The sequence below is a fragment of the Thermosynechococcus sp. genome (assembly GCF_046299635.1).
Classification (GTDB): domain Bacteria; phylum Cyanobacteriota; class Cyanobacteriia; order Thermosynechococcales; family Thermosynechococcaceae; genus Thermosynechococcus.
In genome coordinates this window covers 1-17,334 of the sequence record NZ_JBKBHV010000010.1, presented here as the reverse complement: position 1 = coordinate 17,334, position 17,334 = coordinate 1, and the positions used below count along the sequence as shown (strand labels likewise).

The following is a 17,334-nucleotide window of genomic DNA, read 5'->3' as shown; positions in this document are numbered from 1 at the left end:
ATGCCAAGGTTAGACGATTTTCAACCCCTGGGGGCGATCGCCACCACGGTTCAAGGGTTGGCTCAACTTCAGCGCCTTGTTGATACCGGAATTCCCATAACGATTTGGGTTCCCTCCCATTTAAAATCTGCTCATCGCAGCGTCCAAACCTACGATCGCCCCCTTGCAGCGCATCTCGAAAACCACTGGTGCCACTACCGGGCTTGGATTTTTGCCTTGGCCTGCGGTGCTGTTGTCCGCCTGATCTCACCCCTGTTGAGTCATAAAAGGCAGGATCCGGCGGTTTGCGTCCTGTCTGAGGATGGGCAATGGCTGGTGAGTTTGCTGGGCGGTCATGGGGCGGGGGGCGATCGCCTGTGTCAAATCCTCGCTGCCGCTATTGGCGCAACCCCTGTGCTGACGGGGGCAAGTCATGCTCAGCGCTACTTCGCCGTGGATACATGGGGGATGGCCTTGGGGTGGCAACGCGGCGCAGGAAACTGGAATGCGATCGCCGGTCAACAGGCTCAGGGAAAACGACTGTACGTCTATCAAACCTGTGGGAGTTCTTGGTGGCGCACTGGCCTCAGTGCAGATCAACCCGTTGAGTTTGTCACTACTCCACCGCTGGAAAATGCTGTCTGGATTAGTGAAAAGGTACTGCCCCTGAGGGTAACCTCCGCTGTGGCTTGGCATCCACGGGTACTGTGGCTCGGCATTGGCTGTGAACGGGGAACCTCGGCAGCCCTGATCCGGCAGGCGATTGATCAAACCCTTGCCGCAGCGGGTCTCAGCCCCCTGGCGATCGCCGGCCTTGCCAGTATTGATCGCAAATCCGATGAGGCAGGTTTATGCCAAGTGGCCAAGCACCACGATTGGCCAACCCGTTGGTTTGCTGCTCAAGAATTGGCCCGCGTTGCCGTACCTACCCCCTCGGCGGTTGTGGCCGCAGAAATGGGCACCCCCAGTGTGGCAGAAGCCGCCGCAGTCCTAGCCAGTAATGGGGGCAATTTAATCGTCCCTAAGCAGATCTACCACCAAAAGGGGGAAGCCGGTGCAGTCACGATCGCCATTGCCCAGTCCGAGCGGGAGTATATTCCCCGCCAAGGTTCCCTGAGCCTCATTGGCACCGGTCCGGGGGCTTTGGACCAGCTCACTTTAGCAGCCCGCTCTGCTCTCTTGGCGGCCGATATTTTGGTGGGCTATGAGCTTTACCTCCAATTGCTGGCTCCCCTGCGGCGTCCCGGACAGATGGTGGCAGCCTATGGGATTACCCAAGAGCGACAGCGCGCCCAAGCGGCAATTGATCTGGCCCGCTGGGGACTGCAGGTTGCCGTGGTCTCTTCGGGGGATTGCGGCATCTACGGCATGGCGGGTTTGGTGTTAGAGCTATTGGCAGAAGCGGGTATCAGTGATTTACCGGTGGAGGTGTTTCCCGGCGTGAGTGCTGTAAATGCTGCTGCGGCGCGGGTGGGGGCACCCCTGATGCACGATTTTTGTGCGATTAGCCTCAGCGATCGCCTGACCCCTTGGCCGGTGATTCAGAAACGCTTACGGGCAGCGGCAGAAGCAGATTTTGTAACTGCCCTCTACAATCCACGTTCGCGCGATCGCCGGCAGCAGTTAGTGGAGGCCAAGGCTATTTTTCTGGAATATCGTTCACCACAAACAGCGGTGGCGATCGTCCGTGCCGCCTACCGACCTGAGGAGCACATCACCCTAACCACCCTTGGGGCATTGGAACCGGAGGCGGTGGACATGTTCAGCTTGGTTCTAATCGGCAATGCCGCTACCCGCCGCTTCCACGATTGGCTGATTACCCCTCGCGGCTATTTGGTAACTCTAGAGCAAGCCTGCCTGAGCGAGTAAGCTAAAGCAAGCCCAGTTGACAATACTGAGGGCGATCGAGCCAAAGAAAGCACTCCAAAAGCCATTGCGTAGTCTAAATCCATCCACAAAGGCTGCTGCAAGGGCAAAAATAGCCGCATTGATAATCAGCGCAACCAAGCCAAACGTGAGAAAAATAAAAGGAAAGGCAAAGAATTTCAAAACCGCTCCCAACGTGGCATTCAGCAAGCCAAAGACAATGGCTGACCACAGAGCGGTTGTAAATTTATCAATTTCCACGCCCAAAAACGAAAGGCGCGACACAATAAACAAGCTAATACTGGTGACAATCCAAGTAATGAGTAAACCCCACATGTGCAGCTCCTCACAACATCAGACAACAATCAAAAAGAAGGGCAGTACTGGTATTCCAAAGGTCCCACTGAACCAGTAGCTGATCAGACTGAGGAAAAGACTCAGGAGCAGCGAGAGACACAGTGACCACAATAAATGGGACGTAAACTCCTGCACCCCTTGCCACAGGGAGTCAAAGGTCACGTCTAGTATATGGCTATTGGCGGACAGCAGTAGGGCAGCTTGGGACATCACAAGATCCTCGAGCAGCCTTGCCTTTATTTTAGGGCAGAGGTGAGAAGATAACATCTTGAGACATAAATTTTTGTAAATCATGTGTGTTCAGAATCTAAAGGGATAATAGATAAAGAGCGCGATGCACTGAGGTAAACATGGGACAAGGTTGGCTGGTGGGGCGTGTCTTTGGCATTCCCCTGTATATTGATCGGTCGTGGTTTTTGGTGATTCTGCTGTTTACATTTCTCAATGGTAGTGACTGGCAGGCCACGTACCCGCAGTGGGGGGTGGGAGTATGGGTGATGGGGTTTGTAGTCTCGCTGCTATTGTTTGCCTCGGTGCTCCTCCACGAGTTGGGGCATAGTCTAGTGGCACGCTCCCAAGGGATTACAGTGCGCTCGATTACCCTCTTTCTCTTTGGTGGCATGGCAGCCATTGAGCGGGAATCTAATACCCCTGGTCAAGCATTTCAGGTGGCGATCGCCGGTCCTTTGGTAAGTTTTGCCCTTTTTGCCCTGTTGCAAGGAGCAGCTGTCCTACTGCCGGCGGATCATCCCCTCCATGAACTGTTGCGCTATCTGGCCCATATCAACTTTGTCTTGGGGGTTTTTAACCTCTTGCCGGGACTGCCCCTTGATGGTGGCCAAGTGCTTAAGGCAGCCGTTTGGAAATGGACCGGCAATCGCTTTCAGGGGATGCGCTGGGCGGCGCGATCGGGACAACTGTTGGGCTGGTTGGCCATTAGTTTTGGGCTATTTGTCACGCTCCTTGGCAGTGGCAATGGGCTGTGGTTGGGTCTGTTGGGGTGGTTTGCCCTGCAAAATGCCACGCTCTACAATCGTCTGAGTCAACTTCAAGAAGCATTGGTTACCTTGACGGCGGCTGATGCCATGAGTCGGGACTTTCGCGTCATCGAGGGAACCCTATCCCTGCGGGAGTTTGCCGATCGCTATCTGCTGTTGGCCGATCGCCAGCCCACGGCCTACTTTGTGGCCAGCGAGGGTCGCTACCGCGGCTATTTGGATCCCCACGCCCTGAACCATGTGGAGCGCAGCCGCTGGGACGTAAGACCTGTAGAAGAGTTAGCGGTGCCCCTAAGGGCGATCGCCACCGTCAAAGAAGCCGATTCCCTCGCCAAAACTGTTTGCATCCTAGAGGAGCAACAACAACGCTTTGTCACCGTTTTAACCCCTGCGGATGCTGTCGCTGGCGTTATAGATCGTGGCGATGTCCTAGTGGCCTTGGCTAAACAGTTGCACTGGCAACTGGGGAAACAGGAGATTCAACGCCTCAAACAGGAAAAGCACTACCCTCCTGAACTGCAATTGTTGGAACTGGCAAAAACTGTGCTGCAATTTCAAGGAAGCGATCGCGAAGTGCCGCTTGTTTCTCAGCTCCGCTAGGTTACACTTTTGGTTTTGGCGACGCGCCCTGGAGGACTCGAACCCCCGACATCCGGTTTTGGAGACCGACGTTCTACCAACTGAACTAAGGACGCAAGGCTGTTTACAGAGGACGGTCAAACCGTGCTTTGATGCGCGAAGCTTTACCCACGAGGTTACGCAGGTAGTAGAGTTTGGCACGGCGGACTTTACCCCGCTGGATTACTTTTATACTATCAATTCGTGGCGAATGTAGCAAAAAGACGCGCTCAACGCCCACCCCTTGAAAGACACGACGCACCGTGATCGTGCGGTTAATCCCTGTACCGCGCATAGCAATCACGTCCCCTTCGTATGGCTGGACACGCTCTTTGCCGCCTTCTTGAATTTTGACTCCGACCCGAACGCGATCGCCCACATGAATCACGGGCAAGTCAGTCTTCATTTGCTCCGCTTCAATCGAGCGAATAATGTCTTGGGCGTTCATGACAGTTCCTTAACTCGCAATCTCCTAGCATACCCTAAGCCTTTAGCCTTGTCTAGGCCAATTTTTTATTTCTTGTCTTGCACATCGCTAAGGGTATATCCCAAGCTCAAGAGCATCCGTCGCAGCAGGGGCAAGCTCAAGCCAACCACATTGCTGGGGGTACCGACAATTTTCTCCACAAAGGCGCCGCCTTGGCCATCGAGGGCAAAACAACCCGCACAGGCAAGCGGTTCACCAGAGGCCACATAGGCCGCAATTTCAGCATCGCTAATCTCGGCAAAGACCACTTGGGTGGACTCCACCTCAACACAGGTGTACCCCTGGGTCAAATCAATCAAGGCATGGCCGGTGAGTAGCTCTCCCGTTTGACCGCGCATTTGTTGCCAGCGAGCGATCGCCACCTCCGCCGAGACCGGTTTGCCATAGATTTCTCCTCCTAGCACCAATACTGAGTCACAGCCCAACACTAAGGCAGGGGGATTGTGGCGTTGGGCAACCGTTTCTGCTTTACACCGCGCCAGCAATCGCACCAGTTCTGTTGGCGTTGTGGCCTGAATTACCGACTCATCGAAGTGACTGGGTTCAACAATGGGATCAATGCCAATCTGTTGCAGCAACTGGCGTCGTGCCGGCGAAGCCGAGGCAAGGACAAAGGGCACCATAGCACCGTTTGCGAAGTCAGCCGTTTCCATCATCTCATACTCATATTGAAATTATTAAACCTGCATGGGGTATCCCATTGAAGGCTTATTATCTAGGTGTTGCGTCTGGAGTCAGACAACCCATGAGTGCAGCCTACACCTACACCCCTCCCGGTGGCTTGCCCGAAGATGCATCGTTGCCCCCTCACTTTTTGCCCTACAAAACGCTCCAATCCCTGCCGGAAATGTGGCCGCTATTGGCGCAACGTCATGGGGAGGTGGTGGCGCTGGATGCCCCCTACGAAGACCCGCCCACTCGTATTACCTACGGCGAGCTTTATCAGCGCATCCAACGTTTTGCCGCCGGCCTTCAAGCTTTGGGGGTGGCTGCGGGCGATCGCGTGGCTTTGTTTGCCGACAATAGTCCCCGCTGGCTGATTGCCGATCAAGGCAGCATGATGGCCGGAGCCGTTAACGTCGTGCGCAGTGGTACCGCCGACGCCCAAGAACTTCTCTACATTTTGCGCGACAGTGGTTCAACCCTCCTGCTGATTGAAAACTTGGCTACCCTGCGTAAACTGCAAGAGGGTTTAGCAGAGACAGAGGTGAAAACCGTTGTCCTCCTGAGTGCCGAACCCCCAGAACTTGAACATTTTCCCCTGCGGCTGTTGAACTTTGGCCAAGTCTTTACCGAAGGACAGTACAGCACCGTGCGGGCGGTGGCCGTTACCCCCGATGATTTGGCCACCCTGATGTACACCTCCGGCACCACCGGCCAACCCAAGGGAGTGATGGTTACCCATGGGGGGCTACTGAGTCAAATTGTCAACCTTTGGCCAATTGTGCAACCGCAGGTGGGCGATCGCGTCCTCAGTATCTTGCCTATTTGGCATGCCTACGAACGGGTGGCCGAGTACTTTCTCTTTGCCTGTGGCTGTAGCCAAACCTACACCAACCTGCGTCACTTCAAGAATGACTTGAAACGCTACAAGCCCCACTACATGATTGCCGTCCCCCGGATCTGGGAAGGCTTTTACGAAGGGGTGCAAAAGCAACTGCGGGATGCCCCAGCGGTGAAACGACGCCTCGCCCAATTTTTCCTCAGTGTGGGTCAGCAATATGTCCTGCAACGGCGACTGCTCACAGGGCTGAGCCTAACCAACCCCCATCCCAGTGGTTGGCAAAAATTTCTTGCCCGCCTGCAAACCTTCTTCCTCAAGCCCCTCTACGAACTGGGGGAAAAGCGCGTCTATAGCAAAATTCGTGAAGCTACCGGCGGTGAGATTAAACAAGTCATTAGCGGTGGCGGTGCCCTCGCTCCCCATTTGGACACATTCTATGAAGTGATCAACCTAGAAGTGCTGGTCGGCTATGGTCTTACGGAAACTGCCGTGGTGCTGACTGCTCGCCGCTCTTGGGCCAATCTGCGCGGATCTGCCGGCCGTCCCATTCCCGATACCGCCATTAAGATTGTGGATCCGGAAACAAAAGCGCCGCTTGAGTTTGGTCAAAAGGGACTGGTAATGGCCAAAGGGCCGCAGGTGATGCGCGGCTACTACAATAAAGCCGAGGCCACTGCCAAAGTCTTAGATCCTGAGGGCTGGTTTGATACGGGGGACTTGGGCTACCTCACGCCTAATGGCGACCTCGTGCTGACGGGACGGCAGAAGGACACCATTGTGCTCAGCAACGGTGAGAATATTGAACCGCAACCCATTGAAGATGCCTGTGCCCGCAGTGCCTATATTGACCAAATCATGCTGGTAGGACAGGATCAAAAGGCGCTGGGGGCGCTGATTGTGCCCAATTTAGAGGCTCTGGAGCAGTGGGTCATTGCCAAGGGATACCGACTGGAGTTGCCGAACCGAGCGGCACCGGCGGGCACTGGTGAACGGGTGACCCTCGAGAGCAAAGTGATTATTGATCTCTACCGTCAAGAACTCCTGCGGGAAGTGCAAAATCGCCCCGGCTATCGCCCAGATGATCGCATTGCCACATTTCGCTTTGTCCTCGAACCCTTTACGATAGAGAATGGTCTTTTGACCCAAACCCTAAAAATTCGCCGTCATGTCGTGAGCGATCGCTACCGCGATATGATTAACGCCATGTTTGAGTAATCTCCATGACAGACCCTATGGATACTAAACTGCTCCTGCGGCGCCAAATTATGGTGAAAGCCATCGTGACACCCGAGTGGAAAGACGATGCCCAAAGGCAGCTTCAGGCTCAACTGAATCAGGTGGATGGCCAGATTCAGCAGTTGGATTTTCAGTTACAGCAAGTGATTGATGAGCTACGCAAAAGTCGTGAAGCAGCGGATGTGGTCAATGCCCGTATTCAAGAGGTGCAAGGGCAAGCCAACAACCAAAAGGCACAACTCTTGCAGCAAAAAAATCTGATTCTTCAGCAACTGGATCAGGTGCAGCGCCTAGAAATGGGTCAGGAAGTGGATCAAGGTCAGGTAGATAATTTCTTCTATGTCACTAAAGGAGACAACCTGATCCAAAAAATGCAGGTGGAGATTCTCCTGCGCAACGGTGTCATCGAAGAAATTCGCGGCACGCTCTAACTTTTACCTTTCATTTTTAGTGAATTTGACTCCCTCTCGATTGCCAACCAAGGATAGCAACCTGTATGATTCGTGAACTGTTCATGCCCGCCCTTAGCTCCACCATGACCGAAGGGAAAATTGTTTCTTGGGTGAAATCTCCCGGCGATAAGGTGACCAAAGGGGAAACTGTGCTAATTGTGGAATCCGACAAGGCCGATATGGATGTGGAGTCCTTCTACGACGGCTACTTGGCGGTGATTACCGTACCTGCGGGTGAAGTGGCACCCGTCGGTTCCACCATTGGCCTTGTGGCAGAAACAGAAGCAGAAATTGCTGAAGCAGAGGCAAAGGCCAAGTCCCTTGGGGCAGCCACAAGTTCTTCTGCGGCGCCGGCCTCCACCCCCGCTGCGGCCACGAGTAATGGCTCAGGAACAACCTCTGTTGCAGTGGCTGCTCCCGCTGTACCAACCGGGCGAGTGATTGCTTCGCCGCGCGCTCGCAAATTGGCCAAGGAACACAACATTGATTTGAAGACGCTCAAGGGAACGGGTCCCAATGGTCGGATTACCGCTGCCGATGTGGAAGCCTTGATTGGTGTGCCTGCAACTCCTGTTACACCGGGGGCGACACCCCCTGCCACCGCCCCAGTTGTGGCGAAAGAGGATCTGGTGCCCTTGACAACGCTACAAAATGCCGTTGTGCGGAATATGGTAGCCAGCCTTGGCATTCCCGACTTTCATGTGGCCTACACAATTACCACGGATGCCCTAGATCGGCTGTACCAGCAAATCAAATCGAAAGGGGTAACAATGACAGCCCTTCTGGCGAAGGCGATCGCCCTAACGCTGCAAAAACACCCCATTATGAATGCCTATTACACAGAGCAGGGGATTCAATACCGCCGCGACATTCACATTGCTGTTGCTGTAGCGATGCCGGGGGGTGGTCTGATTACACCGGTGCTGAAGAACGCCGATCAAATTGACATCTACAGCCTCTCACGTACTTGGAAGGACTTGGTGGAGCGGGCACGTGCCAAGCAACTACAACCCGAAGAGTACAGCACGGGCACCTTTAGCCTCTCGAACCTAGGGATGTTTGGGGTGGACGCCTTTGATGCGATTCTCACGCCTGGTCAAGGAGCCATTATGGCGGTGGGGGCGTCTCGTCCAACGGTAGTTGCCACCGAGGAGGGCTTACTGGGGGTGAAGCGGCAGATGAAGGTGAATATCACCTGTGATCACCGCGTCATCTATGGCGCCGATGCAGCGGCCTTCCTTCAGGATCTAGCGAAACTCATTGAAACCAATCCCCAAGCATTGACCCTCTAAGCTGTGACTGCCCTGCTGGAAATCAGGGATCTCCATTTTGGGTATGGGGCAACTCCTTCACTTCTCCAAAGGATTGATCTGACGGTGAAGGGGGGCGATCGCCTTGGCATCATTGGTGAAAATGGTTCTGGCAAGACTTTTTGCCTCAAGTCAGGACATCTCCATCCACTGGCGTTGTAACCTATGTGGCGTCGTCGCGTTTGGCTGTTTTTCCTTCTCTTTTGGTGGAGTCTTTGCTGGACAATTTGGCCGGTGCAGGCACAAAACTCAACACTGATTCGCGGCGTTTGGCTCACAACCAACGATTTACCGATCCTGCGCGATCGCCCTCGGCTGGAGGCAACCCTCAATGATTTACAACGGCTGAACTTTAACACCCTCTACCCCGTTGTCTGGAACTCGGGCTATGTCAGTTTCCCCAGCGCCACAGCCAGAAATCTAGGCATCCAGCCTTTTGTGCTGCGGGGAATCCAAGACTACGATATTCTCGCAGAACTTATCCGGCAAGCGCACTGCCGTAATCTGTTGGTCATTCCGTGGTTTGAATTCGGCTTCATGGTGCCGCAAACCTCAGAACTCGCCCTTGCCCATCCCGACTGGCTCACCCATGGGATCAATGGCCAAGCGACTCGCTTAACCGCTGCCGGGGAAGTGGCGTGGATGAATCCCTTTCATCCCCAAGTGCAGGAATTTCTTACCGATATTGTCCTTGAAGTCCTGCGGCAGTACCCGGTAGATGGTGTGCAGTTTGACGACCACCTGAGTCTACCGGTGGAGTTTGGCTACGATGACTACACACGTGCCCTCTACGAGCAGGAAACGAAAAAGCCCGTTCCCCCAAATCCCCGCGATCCGCACTGGATGCGCTGGCGTGCCGACAAACTCACCGCCTTTGTGCAAAGGTTGCGGCAGCGGGTAAAACAAGAATTTCCGCAGGCCATTTTCTCTTTAGCACCAACCACATTGCCGACGGCCTATCAGAGCTTTCTTCAAGATTGGCCGCAGTGGGTGACCCTTGGCCTCCTCGATGAAGTGATTGTGCAAGTCTATCGCTACAATCTGCCTAGCTTTGTCCAGCAGTTAGGCCAACCGGAAATTCTGCATGCCCAAGCGAAAATTCCCACCGCTGTTGGTGTCCTCACGGGGCTACGTACCAACCCTGTGCCCATTGAACTGGTGGATGCCAAGGTAGAAGTTGCCCTGCGATCGGGGTTAGGCGTGTCCTTTTTTTCCTTTGAGACCCTGTGGGAACGGGCACCGGATCCCCGCGATCGCCGCCAAAATACGATTCTCTTTCATTTTCGCCAGCCCCTACCAAGACGATTGTTTGCCCAGGCTTGCCCAAAGGCTTAGAGTTTACTGCCACACTCCGGACAAAAGCGGTGGCTAGAGATAGTTTTTGCCCCACAGTTGGCACAATAAATCACTTCGGCTGCTTTCTCCAGAACTTTGCGTTCCGGCAGACCGAGCATTTGTGAGTTGGGCTTGCCCGGCGCAACCATGGGATAGCAATTCTCATCACGGGTCACATGGGCATCTAGGAGCACCGGCCCATCATGGGCTAGAACCTCTTGGACAATGGCATCCAAATCGTGGCGATCGCTCACCCGCAATCCCTTCACCCCGTAGGCCTCCGCCAATTTGACAAAATCGGGCATCCCCTTGGCCATATTGGAGTGGGAGTAGCGCTCCTCGTAAAAGGCCTGCTGCCACTGCCGCACCATTCCCTGCCAGAAATTGTTAATAATTACGGTCTTGACGGCAATGCCGTACTGCGCCAAAGTGGCCAACTCTTGGGAATTCATCTGGAAACTGGCATCGCCGCTAATACAGATCACCTGTTGATCCGGGAAAGCCACCTTCACCCCCATGGCTGCCGGCATGCCAAAGCCCATCGTGCCTAGACCCGCACTGGAAATCCAACGCCGAGGGCCATTTTTCAGGAACTGTGCCGCCCACATTTGGTGCTGACCCACATCTGTCGTGTAGTAGGCATCGGGAGCATGACGACCAAAGGCAACAATCACCTCTTGGGGCGAGAGTTCACCACTGGGCTGCGGCACCACAAGGGGATAGTCCTCTTTCCAGACTTTGATCCGCTCTAGCCAAGCTTGGGTGGCGGGTGCAACGGCTTCACCACTCTCTTCAATGTGCTTGAGGAGCTGCTGAAGCACCGGTTTGACACTGCCCACAATCGGCACATCGGGTACTCGGTTTTTGCCCACCTCAGCAGGATCAATGTCAATGTGGATCACCTTGGCGCGGGCGGCAAATTCATCCAGTTTCCCCGTCACGCGATCGTCAAACCGTGCCCCCACAGCAATCAGTAGATCACATTCACTAACGGCAAAGTTGGCATAGGCGGTGCCATGCATCCCCAACATTCCCACGGAGAGAGGATGGGATTCGGGAAATGCTCCCTTACCCATGAGGGTGGTTGTCACCGGAATCTGAAACAACTCTGCTAACTTGAGCACTTCTTCATGGGCTCCTGCCGTAATCGCGCCGCCCCCCACATAGAGCAAGGGTCGCTTGGCTTCACGAATTAGTTGAACCGCTTGGGCAATTTGCCTTGCATTGCCGCGAATCGTGGGACGATAACCCCGCAGCTTGACCTGACCCGGTTCGATGGGTTCGTACTCACAGACCTCCAGCCCCACATCCTTGGGAATATCTACAAGCACAGGTCCTGGGCGACCGGTGGTGGCAATGTAGATTGCCTCGGCAATAATGCGTGCCATGTCTTTGGCGGCGCGCACCACGTAGGAGTGCTTAACAATGGGGAGCGTAATGCCAAAAATATCTGTTTCCTGAAAGGCATCGGTACCAATGGCGGAACGAGGCACCTGACCGGTGATCACCAGCAGTGGAATGGAATCCATGTGGGCGGTGGCAATGCCTGTAACTAAATTCGTCGCCCCTGGCCCTGAAGTGCCAAAACAGACTCCCACTTGACCTGTGGCACGAGCATAACCATCCGCGGCATGGGCTGCCCCCTGTTCGTGGCGCACTAGAATGTGCTGAATGATCCCCTTGGACTCAGCACGGTAAAGTTCATCGTAAATCGGTAAAATTGCTCCACCAGGATAGCCAAAAATATGCTGAACGCCGTGACGGCAAAGGGTATCAATAAGAATGTATGCTCCAGTTGCTTGCACAGGCCAACCTCGTCAGGCAGTGGTGGTAGATGTTTCTAAATTGTAATTTTTCAATTAGGGTCTCGGCAAGAGCGCAAAGGCTTGAAAGCATTGAATTATTGACCTTGAACTCCTCAATGCTTAACATATCTTTGCAATTAGTACCTGCCTCTCTTTGCTGAAAAAAACAATATTTACTTAGTTAGGCAAAATGCGCATTAAGGTTTGGCCATACTCAATTGGTTCGGCATTTTGCACCAAAATTTCCACCACTTGGCCGTTGACTTCGGACTCGATTTCATTCATTAGCTTCATAGCTTCAATGATGCAAACCACTTGGCCTTTTCTGACTGTATCTCCCACCTCTACAAAAGGGGGTTCATCAGGAGCAGGGGCACGATAAAAAGTGCCTACCATAGGTGCCACAATATCTACGGTTTTACGGTTGGCAGGGGGGGGCGGCGGTTCCGGATCGGGGGAAACGGCCGGAGGAGGTATGGGTGTGACGGTTGATGCAGGAGCTGGAGCCACAACCACGGGGGCGCTGCCACTGATTTGCTCACGCTTGCGGAGTTGAAGTTCCAGTTCGCCACTCTTTAGATTCAGTTCGGTGACGCTGGTTTGGTCGAACATTAGTAGCAGTTCGCGTACTTGGTTGAGGTCAAGCTCCACACCCATTACTCCTATTCGCGGCCAAGATACGTATCTGAGCGAGTATCAATGCGAATGCGCTCGCCTACGGAGATAAATAACGGTACCATGACTTGGGCACCGGTTTCGACAATGGCGGGTTTCGATCCACCCGTGGCGGTATCCCCTTTAACGCCTGGATCAGTTTGCACCACTTCTAAAACAACGGAGTTGGGTAGCTCCACCTCAAGAACTTGCTCACCCCATTTAACAATATTGACTTCCATGCCTTCTTTGAGATACTTGGCGCGATCGCCAATTTGTGCAGCTGTGAGGCGAGCCTCCTCATAACTCTCCATGTCCATAAAGACATAGTCTTCGCCATCTTTGTAGGTATGCTGCATGGTGCGTTTTTCAAGGGTAGCTTGGGGGACGGTCTCGCCAGCGCGGAAGGTGCGCTCAATCACGTTGCCCGTTTGCACATTTTTAAGTTTGGTGCGCACAAAGGCTGAGCCTTTACCGGGTTTGACGTGCAAGAATTCGACGACTCGCCAGACGGCACCATCCAGCTCAATACTTACACCGGGGCGAAAATCATTACTGGAAATCATGTCCTACCGTGCAGTTCACCAAGCTATTATTGTAGCCTTGAGCGTTGCCGTTCCTAACACTGTTGAGCAGATTTCCCTAGAGCTGGATCCATTGGCACCCCCTAGAATTCCCAAAGGGCGATCGCTCCTGTAAATGCTAGACTGAAGATGAAAGTGAACAACGCTACGCCAAGGACAGTAACAATGGCTGCAACCCTTGAATTGAGTCAAGAAAACGTCGAAAAAGTCCTTGATGAACTCCGCCCTTATTTGATGGCTGATGGCGGTAACGTCGAACTTGTAGAAATTGAAGGACCTGTGGTACGGCTGCGGTTACAGGGAGCCTGTGGTTCCTGCCCTAGTTCGACGATGACGCTGCGCATGGGTATTGAGCGCAAATTGAAGGAATCCATTCCCGAAATTGCTGAAGTCCAGCAGGTTCTTTAATATAGCTGGCTGCCGGGGAGAGATAGAGAGTGGCGATCGCGATCAAGTTAACCCCGGAGGAGATCGATCGTTTAGACCTCTCTCCCCTGCAACAGTTCCTAGAACCCCTGATTACTGAGCGGCGACTGTTGGATTACCATCAAGCGCTGCGTTTTACAATTGACTATCCTCGGCCGGCGGATGAGCCTAACCTAGAGCTTTCGGAATTACCGTCGGTTCGCCTTTGGTTTATTCGTGCCGATATCTGCTATCCGTGGCTCCCCTACTTACTGGATTGGTCAGCAGGCGAGCTAGTACGGTATGGGGCAATGCTGGTGCCCCACGAATTTCATCCCCAGCAGGGCATTATCTTCAATCCCCAAGCCCTTGATATTTTTGTGATGTCCAAAGTATTTGTCCTTTGGCAGTGGCTGCAGGCACAGGGGTATCCTGCGGCTGAAAAAATCAAAGGCATGGCTACCATCTTCGGCTACGAGCTGGATACTGCCCTCTTTGAACTCCTTCAGCAAAATTCCTCGGTAAATTGCAGATAAGTGATGTAAATGTTTACAATCAGAATTCAAGTATTTCCTTATTTTTAGACTTTAGTATATCGGTAAATAACTGTTCCCACATAAGTGCAATCCTTTCTATACCAAATCGTTCCCGAGCTTCTACAGCACGCTTAGCAAAAGCTTGTCGTAACTCAGAATCACTCATTAGTCGATCTAAAGCCTCTACAAGAGCTTCTACATTTCCTTCGGGAACTAATAGACCATCTACCCCCTGTCGAATAATATCTCTTGGACCTGTATCACAGTCAAAGCTAACTGCCGGTAAGCCGTGTGCCAAAGCCTCGACCAAGCTGTTAGGAAAACCTTCAAAACGTGAAGTCATCACATACAAATTCGCTTGAGTGTAAAATTCACCTATATTACCTACACGACCAACTAAAAAAATACGTTCAGATAAATCTAAAGCTCTTATCTTTTGCTCTAAATAATCACGTAGGAAGCCTTCACCAATAACTAGAAGATTCCAATCAGAATGCTTATCAGCAAGTAAAGAAAATGCTTCTATCAGTAGATCAAATCCTTTTTCATGTGTCAGACGTCCAACTGCCAAAACCACTTTTCCTTCACCAAAATAATCCTTAGGCGAAACTATAGGACTTTGCAGTGGTAAGGGAAATAGAACAGGGTTAGGAATAACTATTACCTGTCGAGCCTTTGTATTTTCTTTAACCCAGAACTTAGTTTCCTGTGTCAAGACTACTACTGAATCTAGCAAATAGTAGGTGTAGCAGCGAAGTTTTTGCCATACCGGCTTGAGAGCATTCTGAGGAGGATGAGTACGCTCAGATCCTATCAGGACAATATTCATACCAAAACTGGCTAAAGAAAGTAAAATGTTAGCAGTGTCCATAATTCCTACTGCTATGTCTGGCTTGATTTCATAAAGCATCTTTCTCAGAGAGATTAAGCGATGTAAATTTTTCAATAAACCAGCCAGTATATTATGACTTTTCCCTGCAAGATTTAGATTAATGCACTTGATAGACGGATTCAATTCATACGATGGTTCATCTGGAGAAGCTAAAGTGATAATCGTAATATCCCATCCCTTTTTTGCCCAGTAGTTGCTGAGGTTGGCTACAGCTCGCTGGGCGCCACCAAAAGCCATAGAGTGTATAAAAAAAGCCAAACGTATCATTTGATTAACTCTGTTTTCCTTAGCACTACGAGAATGGACTGACCGCGAAAGAGGGTTTTATATTTGAGTTTAAGAAGCTTTGAGACTAATCCAAGAGTATAACGGTTAGCAATGAATATTGATAATGACTCACTTATGCCTAGATATTTTTTCAGTTGATTCCTAACATAGGTTACTGTAGGCCAATTAATATGATGTCCTATAAGAGGCTCAAAAGCAATAGACTCTATACTTATAGAGAACAAGTTGGGAAGACATCTAAATGTTTTCTCATTCCAGTGAGACATATGGTGAGGCGGCTGATCAAGTAATAACTCATATCTTGGATCAATAAGAAATGAATGCAGAACATCTCGGTTAGGAACGCTTAGGATGAGTTTTCCGCCATGCCTAAGAAGCTTCAACAGAGTACTGATATGCTCAACTGGATTTGGCACGTGCTCTAAAACATGAAAAGAACAAACAACATCATACTTTTCAGCCAGATTTTCTACTAGGCTACTAACATCTATCTGGTACACTACAAACCCAAGCTCTCGGGCTCTCCTCGCAGCAAAGGGATTAATTTCTACTCCCTCTACTTGAATGCAATACTTTCTAGCCAATGACAGAAATCTGGCATTACCTATCCCTACCTCTAGTACCTTGTCCTCTTTTTGGATGTAATCCAAGGCAACTCTAAACTCCCACTTATCCTCTTGACTGTAATAGCCTTCGGGTCGCTGGCTTAGTTGCTCATAGAAAGCAGCATCTCCTGCAGCAGTTCTTGGAGTATACCACTCAAAACTAGTTTCTAGACAGCGCCAGTGATAAATAGTACCAATCTTCCGAAAGGAAGAAGATAAAGAGATACCCATCTCCTTTAGCCATCTATCGGCTATTACTTCGGTAGAAATTTTTCTTAGGCAAATCACATTTGAGTTTCCGCTGAAAGGAGAGAAACACTGTGGCTCATTCATAAAAATTTCCCTTATTCAAAATTAATTAGTTAGTAGGAACATCTTTGATAAAGAAGCCCCCTCCGCCTGGTAAGTAAACCATCTTCTCTTGTTTATCTTTAAGATAATCATCTATTGCTTTTGTTGCGCCAGGACAAGTTAAGAATCCATAATCATCACATACTAAAATCCCGCCCGGATTTAAGCGTTCATAAAAAAAGGATATGCTGCAATAGGTTGGCTCATACAAATCAACATCTATGTGAACAAAGGCAAATGTATTCTCTTTTACTTCATGGAATTTCTCTGGAATCCAGCCTTTGTGATAAACAACAGAAGAAAAGTCTTGCAAATTCTGCTTTACAATATCTAAACTGCACGCTAGATCGCCTTTCTTCCAATGGGTTCCATCAACTTGAGCTGGCTGACTCAATCCTTCAAATGAATCAAAGATGTGATGAACACGCTGATAGCTTGAATACTGGTTTTGCTTTAAGATAATATAGCTACTTAATCCTTTGTAAACACCACATTCTGCCGTATCACCTGGAACATTCTTTGTTAAACGCAGTAATTGTTGTAAGGCAAATCTTCGATGAGCATTGAAATCTTTTAGCTCTTCAAAGCGCTCAAGGACTTCCTTTATATCCTCTTGATGAAACCACTCCAGTTCTGGCCACGTAAGATAATAACTTGGCACTAGAGAACGAAAAATTCTTGATGCAAGATAAAACCTAAATTCTTCTTGCTTGAGACGATTCAGATAATAAATTATTCTATTCATCATAGATTTACTCAGTCTCTCCTTCTAATGAATTTACCTATGCCAGTTGGGAGATAATATAAGATTATATAAGCGATCTGCAAAGTAGTCAACATTGTCAACATCACGATCAGTAGCAATTGCACCGAAATCTAAAACGTCAAGAGGAATAGATGCAGCAGTGTTGAACGACAGTTTGAAGGGGTAGAAAAAAGGGAAGAAATATCGTATTCTTTCCTTAAAGAATAGAAAAATTGTTAGCTTATTATGGCATCTTTTGCAGCGATTGTCAAGTCTATCCTCAAGGGTCTCAGCCCTTGCGACTCTCCTGTGTTGAACTCCCAACTA

General features: G+C 50.9%; 20 protein-coding genes and 1 tRNA gene. 10 read left to right on the top strand and 11 right to left on the bottom strand.

Annotation, left to right across the window (positions count from 1 at the left end; translation table 11 throughout):
• Complete coding sequence (cobJ, locus tag ACK4IR_RS05965) at positions 1–1,848, top strand: precorrin-3B C(17)-methyltransferase (protein ID WP_409873346.1); 1,848 nt, start codon at positions 1–3, stop codon at positions 1,846–1,848.
• Here cobJ and ACK4IR_RS05960 read toward each other — a convergent pair.
• Positions 1,822–2,181 (bottom strand): phage holin family protein, encoded by a 360-nt coding sequence (locus tag ACK4IR_RS05960; protein WP_409873345.1) that lies wholly within the window; start codon positions 2,179–2,181, stop codon positions 1,822–1,824. The two genes, cobJ and ACK4IR_RS05960, sit on opposite strands and share 27 nt — an antisense overlap.
• A gap of 18 nt (positions 2,182–2,199) precedes the next feature.
• A complete protein-coding gene (locus ACK4IR_RS05955; RefSeq protein ID WP_409873344.1) occupies positions 2,200–2,412 on the bottom strand; it encodes a hypothetical protein in 213 nt (70 codons plus the stop codon).
• 140 nt (positions 2,413–2,552) lie between these two features.
• Between ACK4IR_RS05955 and ACK4IR_RS05950 the strand changes: the two genes are divergently transcribed.
• Positions 2,553–3,800 carry a site-2 protease family protein gene (locus tag ACK4IR_RS05950; RefSeq protein WP_409873342.1) on the top strand — a complete coding sequence of 416 codons (1,248 nt, stop codon included), beginning with the start codon at positions 2,553–2,555 and terminating at the stop codon, positions 3,798–3,800.
• Positions 3,801–3,822: 22 nt separating this feature from the next.
• Here the strand turns inward: ACK4IR_RS05950 and ACK4IR_RS05945 are convergent.
• From ACK4IR_RS05945 to ACK4IR_RS05935, 3 genes are all read right to left on the bottom strand, one after another.
• Positions 3,823–3,895: transfer RNA gene (locus ACK4IR_RS05945), tRNA-Trp, on the bottom strand.
• 8 nt (positions 3,896–3,903) lie between these two features.
• Entirely contained in the window at positions 3,904–4,266 is a 363-nt protein-coding gene (gene rplS / locus ACK4IR_RS05940; protein ID WP_181495230.1) for a 50S ribosomal protein L19, read from the bottom strand.
• Positions 4,267–4,331: 65 nt separating this feature from the next.
• On the bottom strand, positions 4,332–4,928 hold the full coding sequence (locus ACK4IR_RS05935; protein ID WP_409873440.1) for a nucleoside triphosphate pyrophosphatase: 597 nt from the start codon (positions 4,926–4,928) through the stop codon (positions 4,332–4,334).
• A gap of 122 nt (positions 4,929–5,050) precedes the next feature.
• Here ACK4IR_RS05935 and ACK4IR_RS05930 point away from each other — a divergent pair, with 122 nt between their 5' ends.
• The 5 genes from ACK4IR_RS05930 to ACK4IR_RS05910 all read left to right on the top strand — a co-directional run bounded on the left by ACK4IR_RS05930 (position 5,051) and on the right by ACK4IR_RS05910 (position 10,142).
• Positions 5,051–7,024, top strand: a complete 1,974-nt coding sequence (locus tag ACK4IR_RS05930) for a long-chain fatty acid--CoA ligase (protein WP_409873340.1) — start codon at positions 5,051–5,053, stop codon at positions 7,022–7,024.
• 5 nt (positions 7,025–7,029) lie between these two features.
• Complete coding sequence (locus ACK4IR_RS05925) at positions 7,030–7,476, top strand: YlqD family protein (protein WP_409873339.1); 447 nt, start codon at positions 7,030–7,032, stop codon at positions 7,474–7,476.
• A gap of 65 nt (positions 7,477–7,541) precedes the next feature.
• A complete protein-coding gene (locus ACK4IR_RS05920; RefSeq protein ID WP_409873337.1) occupies positions 7,542–8,789 on the top strand; it encodes a dihydrolipoamide acetyltransferase family protein in 1,248 nt (415 codons plus the stop codon).
• Positions 8,790–8,792: 3 nt separating this feature from the next.
• Positions 8,793–8,969: an ATP-binding cassette domain-containing protein gene (locus ACK4IR_RS05915; RefSeq protein ID WP_409873335.1), complete on the top strand. Its 177-nt coding sequence runs from the start codon at positions 8,793–8,795 to the stop codon at positions 8,967–8,969.
• 3 nt (positions 8,970–8,972) lie between these two features.
• Entirely contained in the window at positions 8,973–10,142 is a 1,170-nt protein-coding gene (locus ACK4IR_RS05910; RefSeq protein WP_409873334.1) for a glycoside hydrolase family 10 protein, read from the top strand.
• Here the strand turns inward: ACK4IR_RS05910 and ilvB are convergent.
• From ilvB to efp, 3 genes are all read right to left on the bottom strand, one after another.
• A complete protein-coding gene (gene ilvB / locus ACK4IR_RS05905) occupies positions 10,139–11,947 on the bottom strand; it encodes a biosynthetic-type acetolactate synthase large subunit (RefSeq protein WP_409873333.1) in 1,809 nt (602 codons plus the stop codon). The two genes, ACK4IR_RS05910 and ilvB, sit on opposite strands and share 4 nt — an antisense overlap.
• A gap of 177 nt (positions 11,948–12,124) precedes the next feature.
• Positions 12,125–12,598 carry an acetyl-CoA carboxylase biotin carboxyl carrier protein gene (gene accB, locus ACK4IR_RS05900; RefSeq protein WP_409873439.1) on the bottom strand — a complete coding sequence of 158 codons (474 nt, stop codon included), beginning with the start codon at positions 12,596–12,598 and terminating at the stop codon, positions 12,125–12,127.
• A gap of 11 nt (positions 12,599–12,609) precedes the next feature.
• Positions 12,610–13,167, bottom strand: coding sequence for an elongation factor P (efp, locus tag ACK4IR_RS05895; protein ID WP_300874240.1), 558 nt, complete (start codon positions 13,165–13,167; stop codon positions 12,610–12,612).
• Between efp and ACK4IR_RS05890 the strand changes: the two genes are divergently transcribed.
• The 3 genes from ACK4IR_RS05890 to ACK4IR_RS05880 are packed head-to-tail and all read left to right on the top strand — an operon-like array spanning position 13,166 to position 14,126.
• Entirely contained in the window at positions 13,166–13,300 is a 135-nt protein-coding gene (locus ACK4IR_RS05890; protein WP_409873331.1) for a hypothetical protein, read from the top strand. The two genes, efp and ACK4IR_RS05890, sit on opposite strands and share 2 nt — an antisense overlap.
• Before the next feature lie 50 nt (positions 13,301–13,350).
• A complete protein-coding gene (locus ACK4IR_RS05885) occupies positions 13,351–13,593 on the top strand; it encodes a NifU family protein (RefSeq protein WP_297049579.1) in 243 nt (80 codons plus the stop codon).
• Between the two features lie 29 nt (positions 13,594–13,622).
• Positions 13,623–14,126, top strand: coding sequence for a CRR6 family NdhI maturation factor (locus ACK4IR_RS05880; RefSeq protein ID WP_409873328.1), 504 nt, complete (start codon positions 13,623–13,625; stop codon positions 14,124–14,126).
• 19 nt (positions 14,127–14,145) lie between these two features.
• Here ACK4IR_RS05880 and ACK4IR_RS05875 read toward each other — a convergent pair whose 3' ends face one another.
• The 3 genes from ACK4IR_RS05875 to ACK4IR_RS05865 are packed head-to-tail and all read right to left on the bottom strand — an operon-like array spanning position 14,146 to position 17,010.
• Positions 14,146–15,285, bottom strand: coding sequence for a glycosyltransferase family 4 protein (locus ACK4IR_RS05875; protein ID WP_409873326.1), 1,140 nt, complete (start codon positions 15,283–15,285; stop codon positions 14,146–14,148).
• Complete coding sequence (locus ACK4IR_RS05870) at positions 15,282–16,244, bottom strand: class I SAM-dependent methyltransferase (RefSeq protein WP_409873324.1); 963 nt, start codon at positions 16,242–16,244, stop codon at positions 15,282–15,284. The genes ACK4IR_RS05875 and ACK4IR_RS05870 overlap by 4 nt, the downstream gene beginning before the upstream one ends.
• Positions 16,245–16,269: 25 nt before the next feature.
• Positions 16,270–17,010, bottom strand: coding sequence for a TylF/MycF/NovP-related O-methyltransferase (locus tag ACK4IR_RS05865; RefSeq protein WP_409873323.1), 741 nt, complete (start codon positions 17,008–17,010; stop codon positions 16,270–16,272).
• Between the last annotated feature and the right edge of the window lie 324 nt (positions 17,011–17,334).

Coding starts and splice junctions, on each gene's coding strand:
- cobJ (WP_409873346.1), top strand. CDS start 1: ATGCCAAGGTTAGACGATTTTCAACCCCTGGGGGCGATCGCCACCACG.
- ACK4IR_RS05960 (WP_409873345.1), bottom strand. CDS start 2,181: ATGTGGGGTTTACTCATTACTTGGATTGTCACCAGTATTAGCTTGTTT.
- ACK4IR_RS05955 (WP_409873344.1), bottom strand. CDS start 2,412: ATGTCCCAAGCTGCCCTACTGCTGTCCGCCAATAGCCATATACTAGAC.
- ACK4IR_RS05950 (WP_409873342.1), top strand. CDS start 2,553: ATGGGACAAGGTTGGCTGGTGGGGCGTGTCTTTGGCATTCCCCTGTAT.
- rplS (WP_181495230.1), bottom strand. CDS start 4,266: ATGAACGCCCAAGACATTATTCGCTCGATTGAAGCGGAGCAAATGAAG.
- ACK4IR_RS05935 (WP_409873440.1), bottom strand. CDS start 4,928: ATGGTGCCCTTTGTCCTTGCCTCGGCTTCGCCGGCACGACGCCAGTTG.
- ACK4IR_RS05930 (WP_409873340.1), top strand. CDS start 5,051: ATGAGTGCAGCCTACACCTACACCCCTCCCGGTGGCTTGCCCGAAGAT.
- ACK4IR_RS05925 (WP_409873339.1), top strand. CDS start 7,030: ATGACAGACCCTATGGATACTAAACTGCTCCTGCGGCGCCAAATTATG.
- ACK4IR_RS05920 (WP_409873337.1), top strand. CDS start 7,542: ATGATTCGTGAACTGTTCATGCCCGCCCTTAGCTCCACCATGACCGAA.
- ACK4IR_RS05910 (WP_409873334.1), top strand. CDS start 8,973: ATGTGGCGTCGTCGCGTTTGGCTGTTTTTCCTTCTCTTTTGGTGGAGT.
- ACK4IR_RS05890 (WP_409873331.1), top strand. CDS start 13,166: ATGTCCTACCGTGCAGTTCACCAAGCTATTATTGTAGCCTTGAGCGTT.
- efp (WP_300874240.1), bottom strand. CDS start 13,167: ATGATTTCCAGTAATGATTTTCGCCCCGGTGTAAGTATTGAGCTGGAT.
- ACK4IR_RS05885 (WP_297049579.1), top strand. CDS start 13,351: ATGGCTGCAACCCTTGAATTGAGTCAAGAAAACGTCGAAAAAGTCCTT.
- ACK4IR_RS05875 (WP_409873326.1), bottom strand. CDS start 15,285: ATGATACGTTTGGCTTTTTTTATACACTCTATGGCTTTTGGTGGCGCC.
- ACK4IR_RS05870 (WP_409873324.1), bottom strand. CDS start 16,244: ATGAATGAGCCACAGTGTTTCTCTCCTTTCAGCGGAAACTCAAATGTG.
- ACK4IR_RS05865 (WP_409873323.1), bottom strand. CDS start 17,010: ATGATGAATAGAATAATTTATTATCTGAATCGTCTCAAGCAAGAAGAA.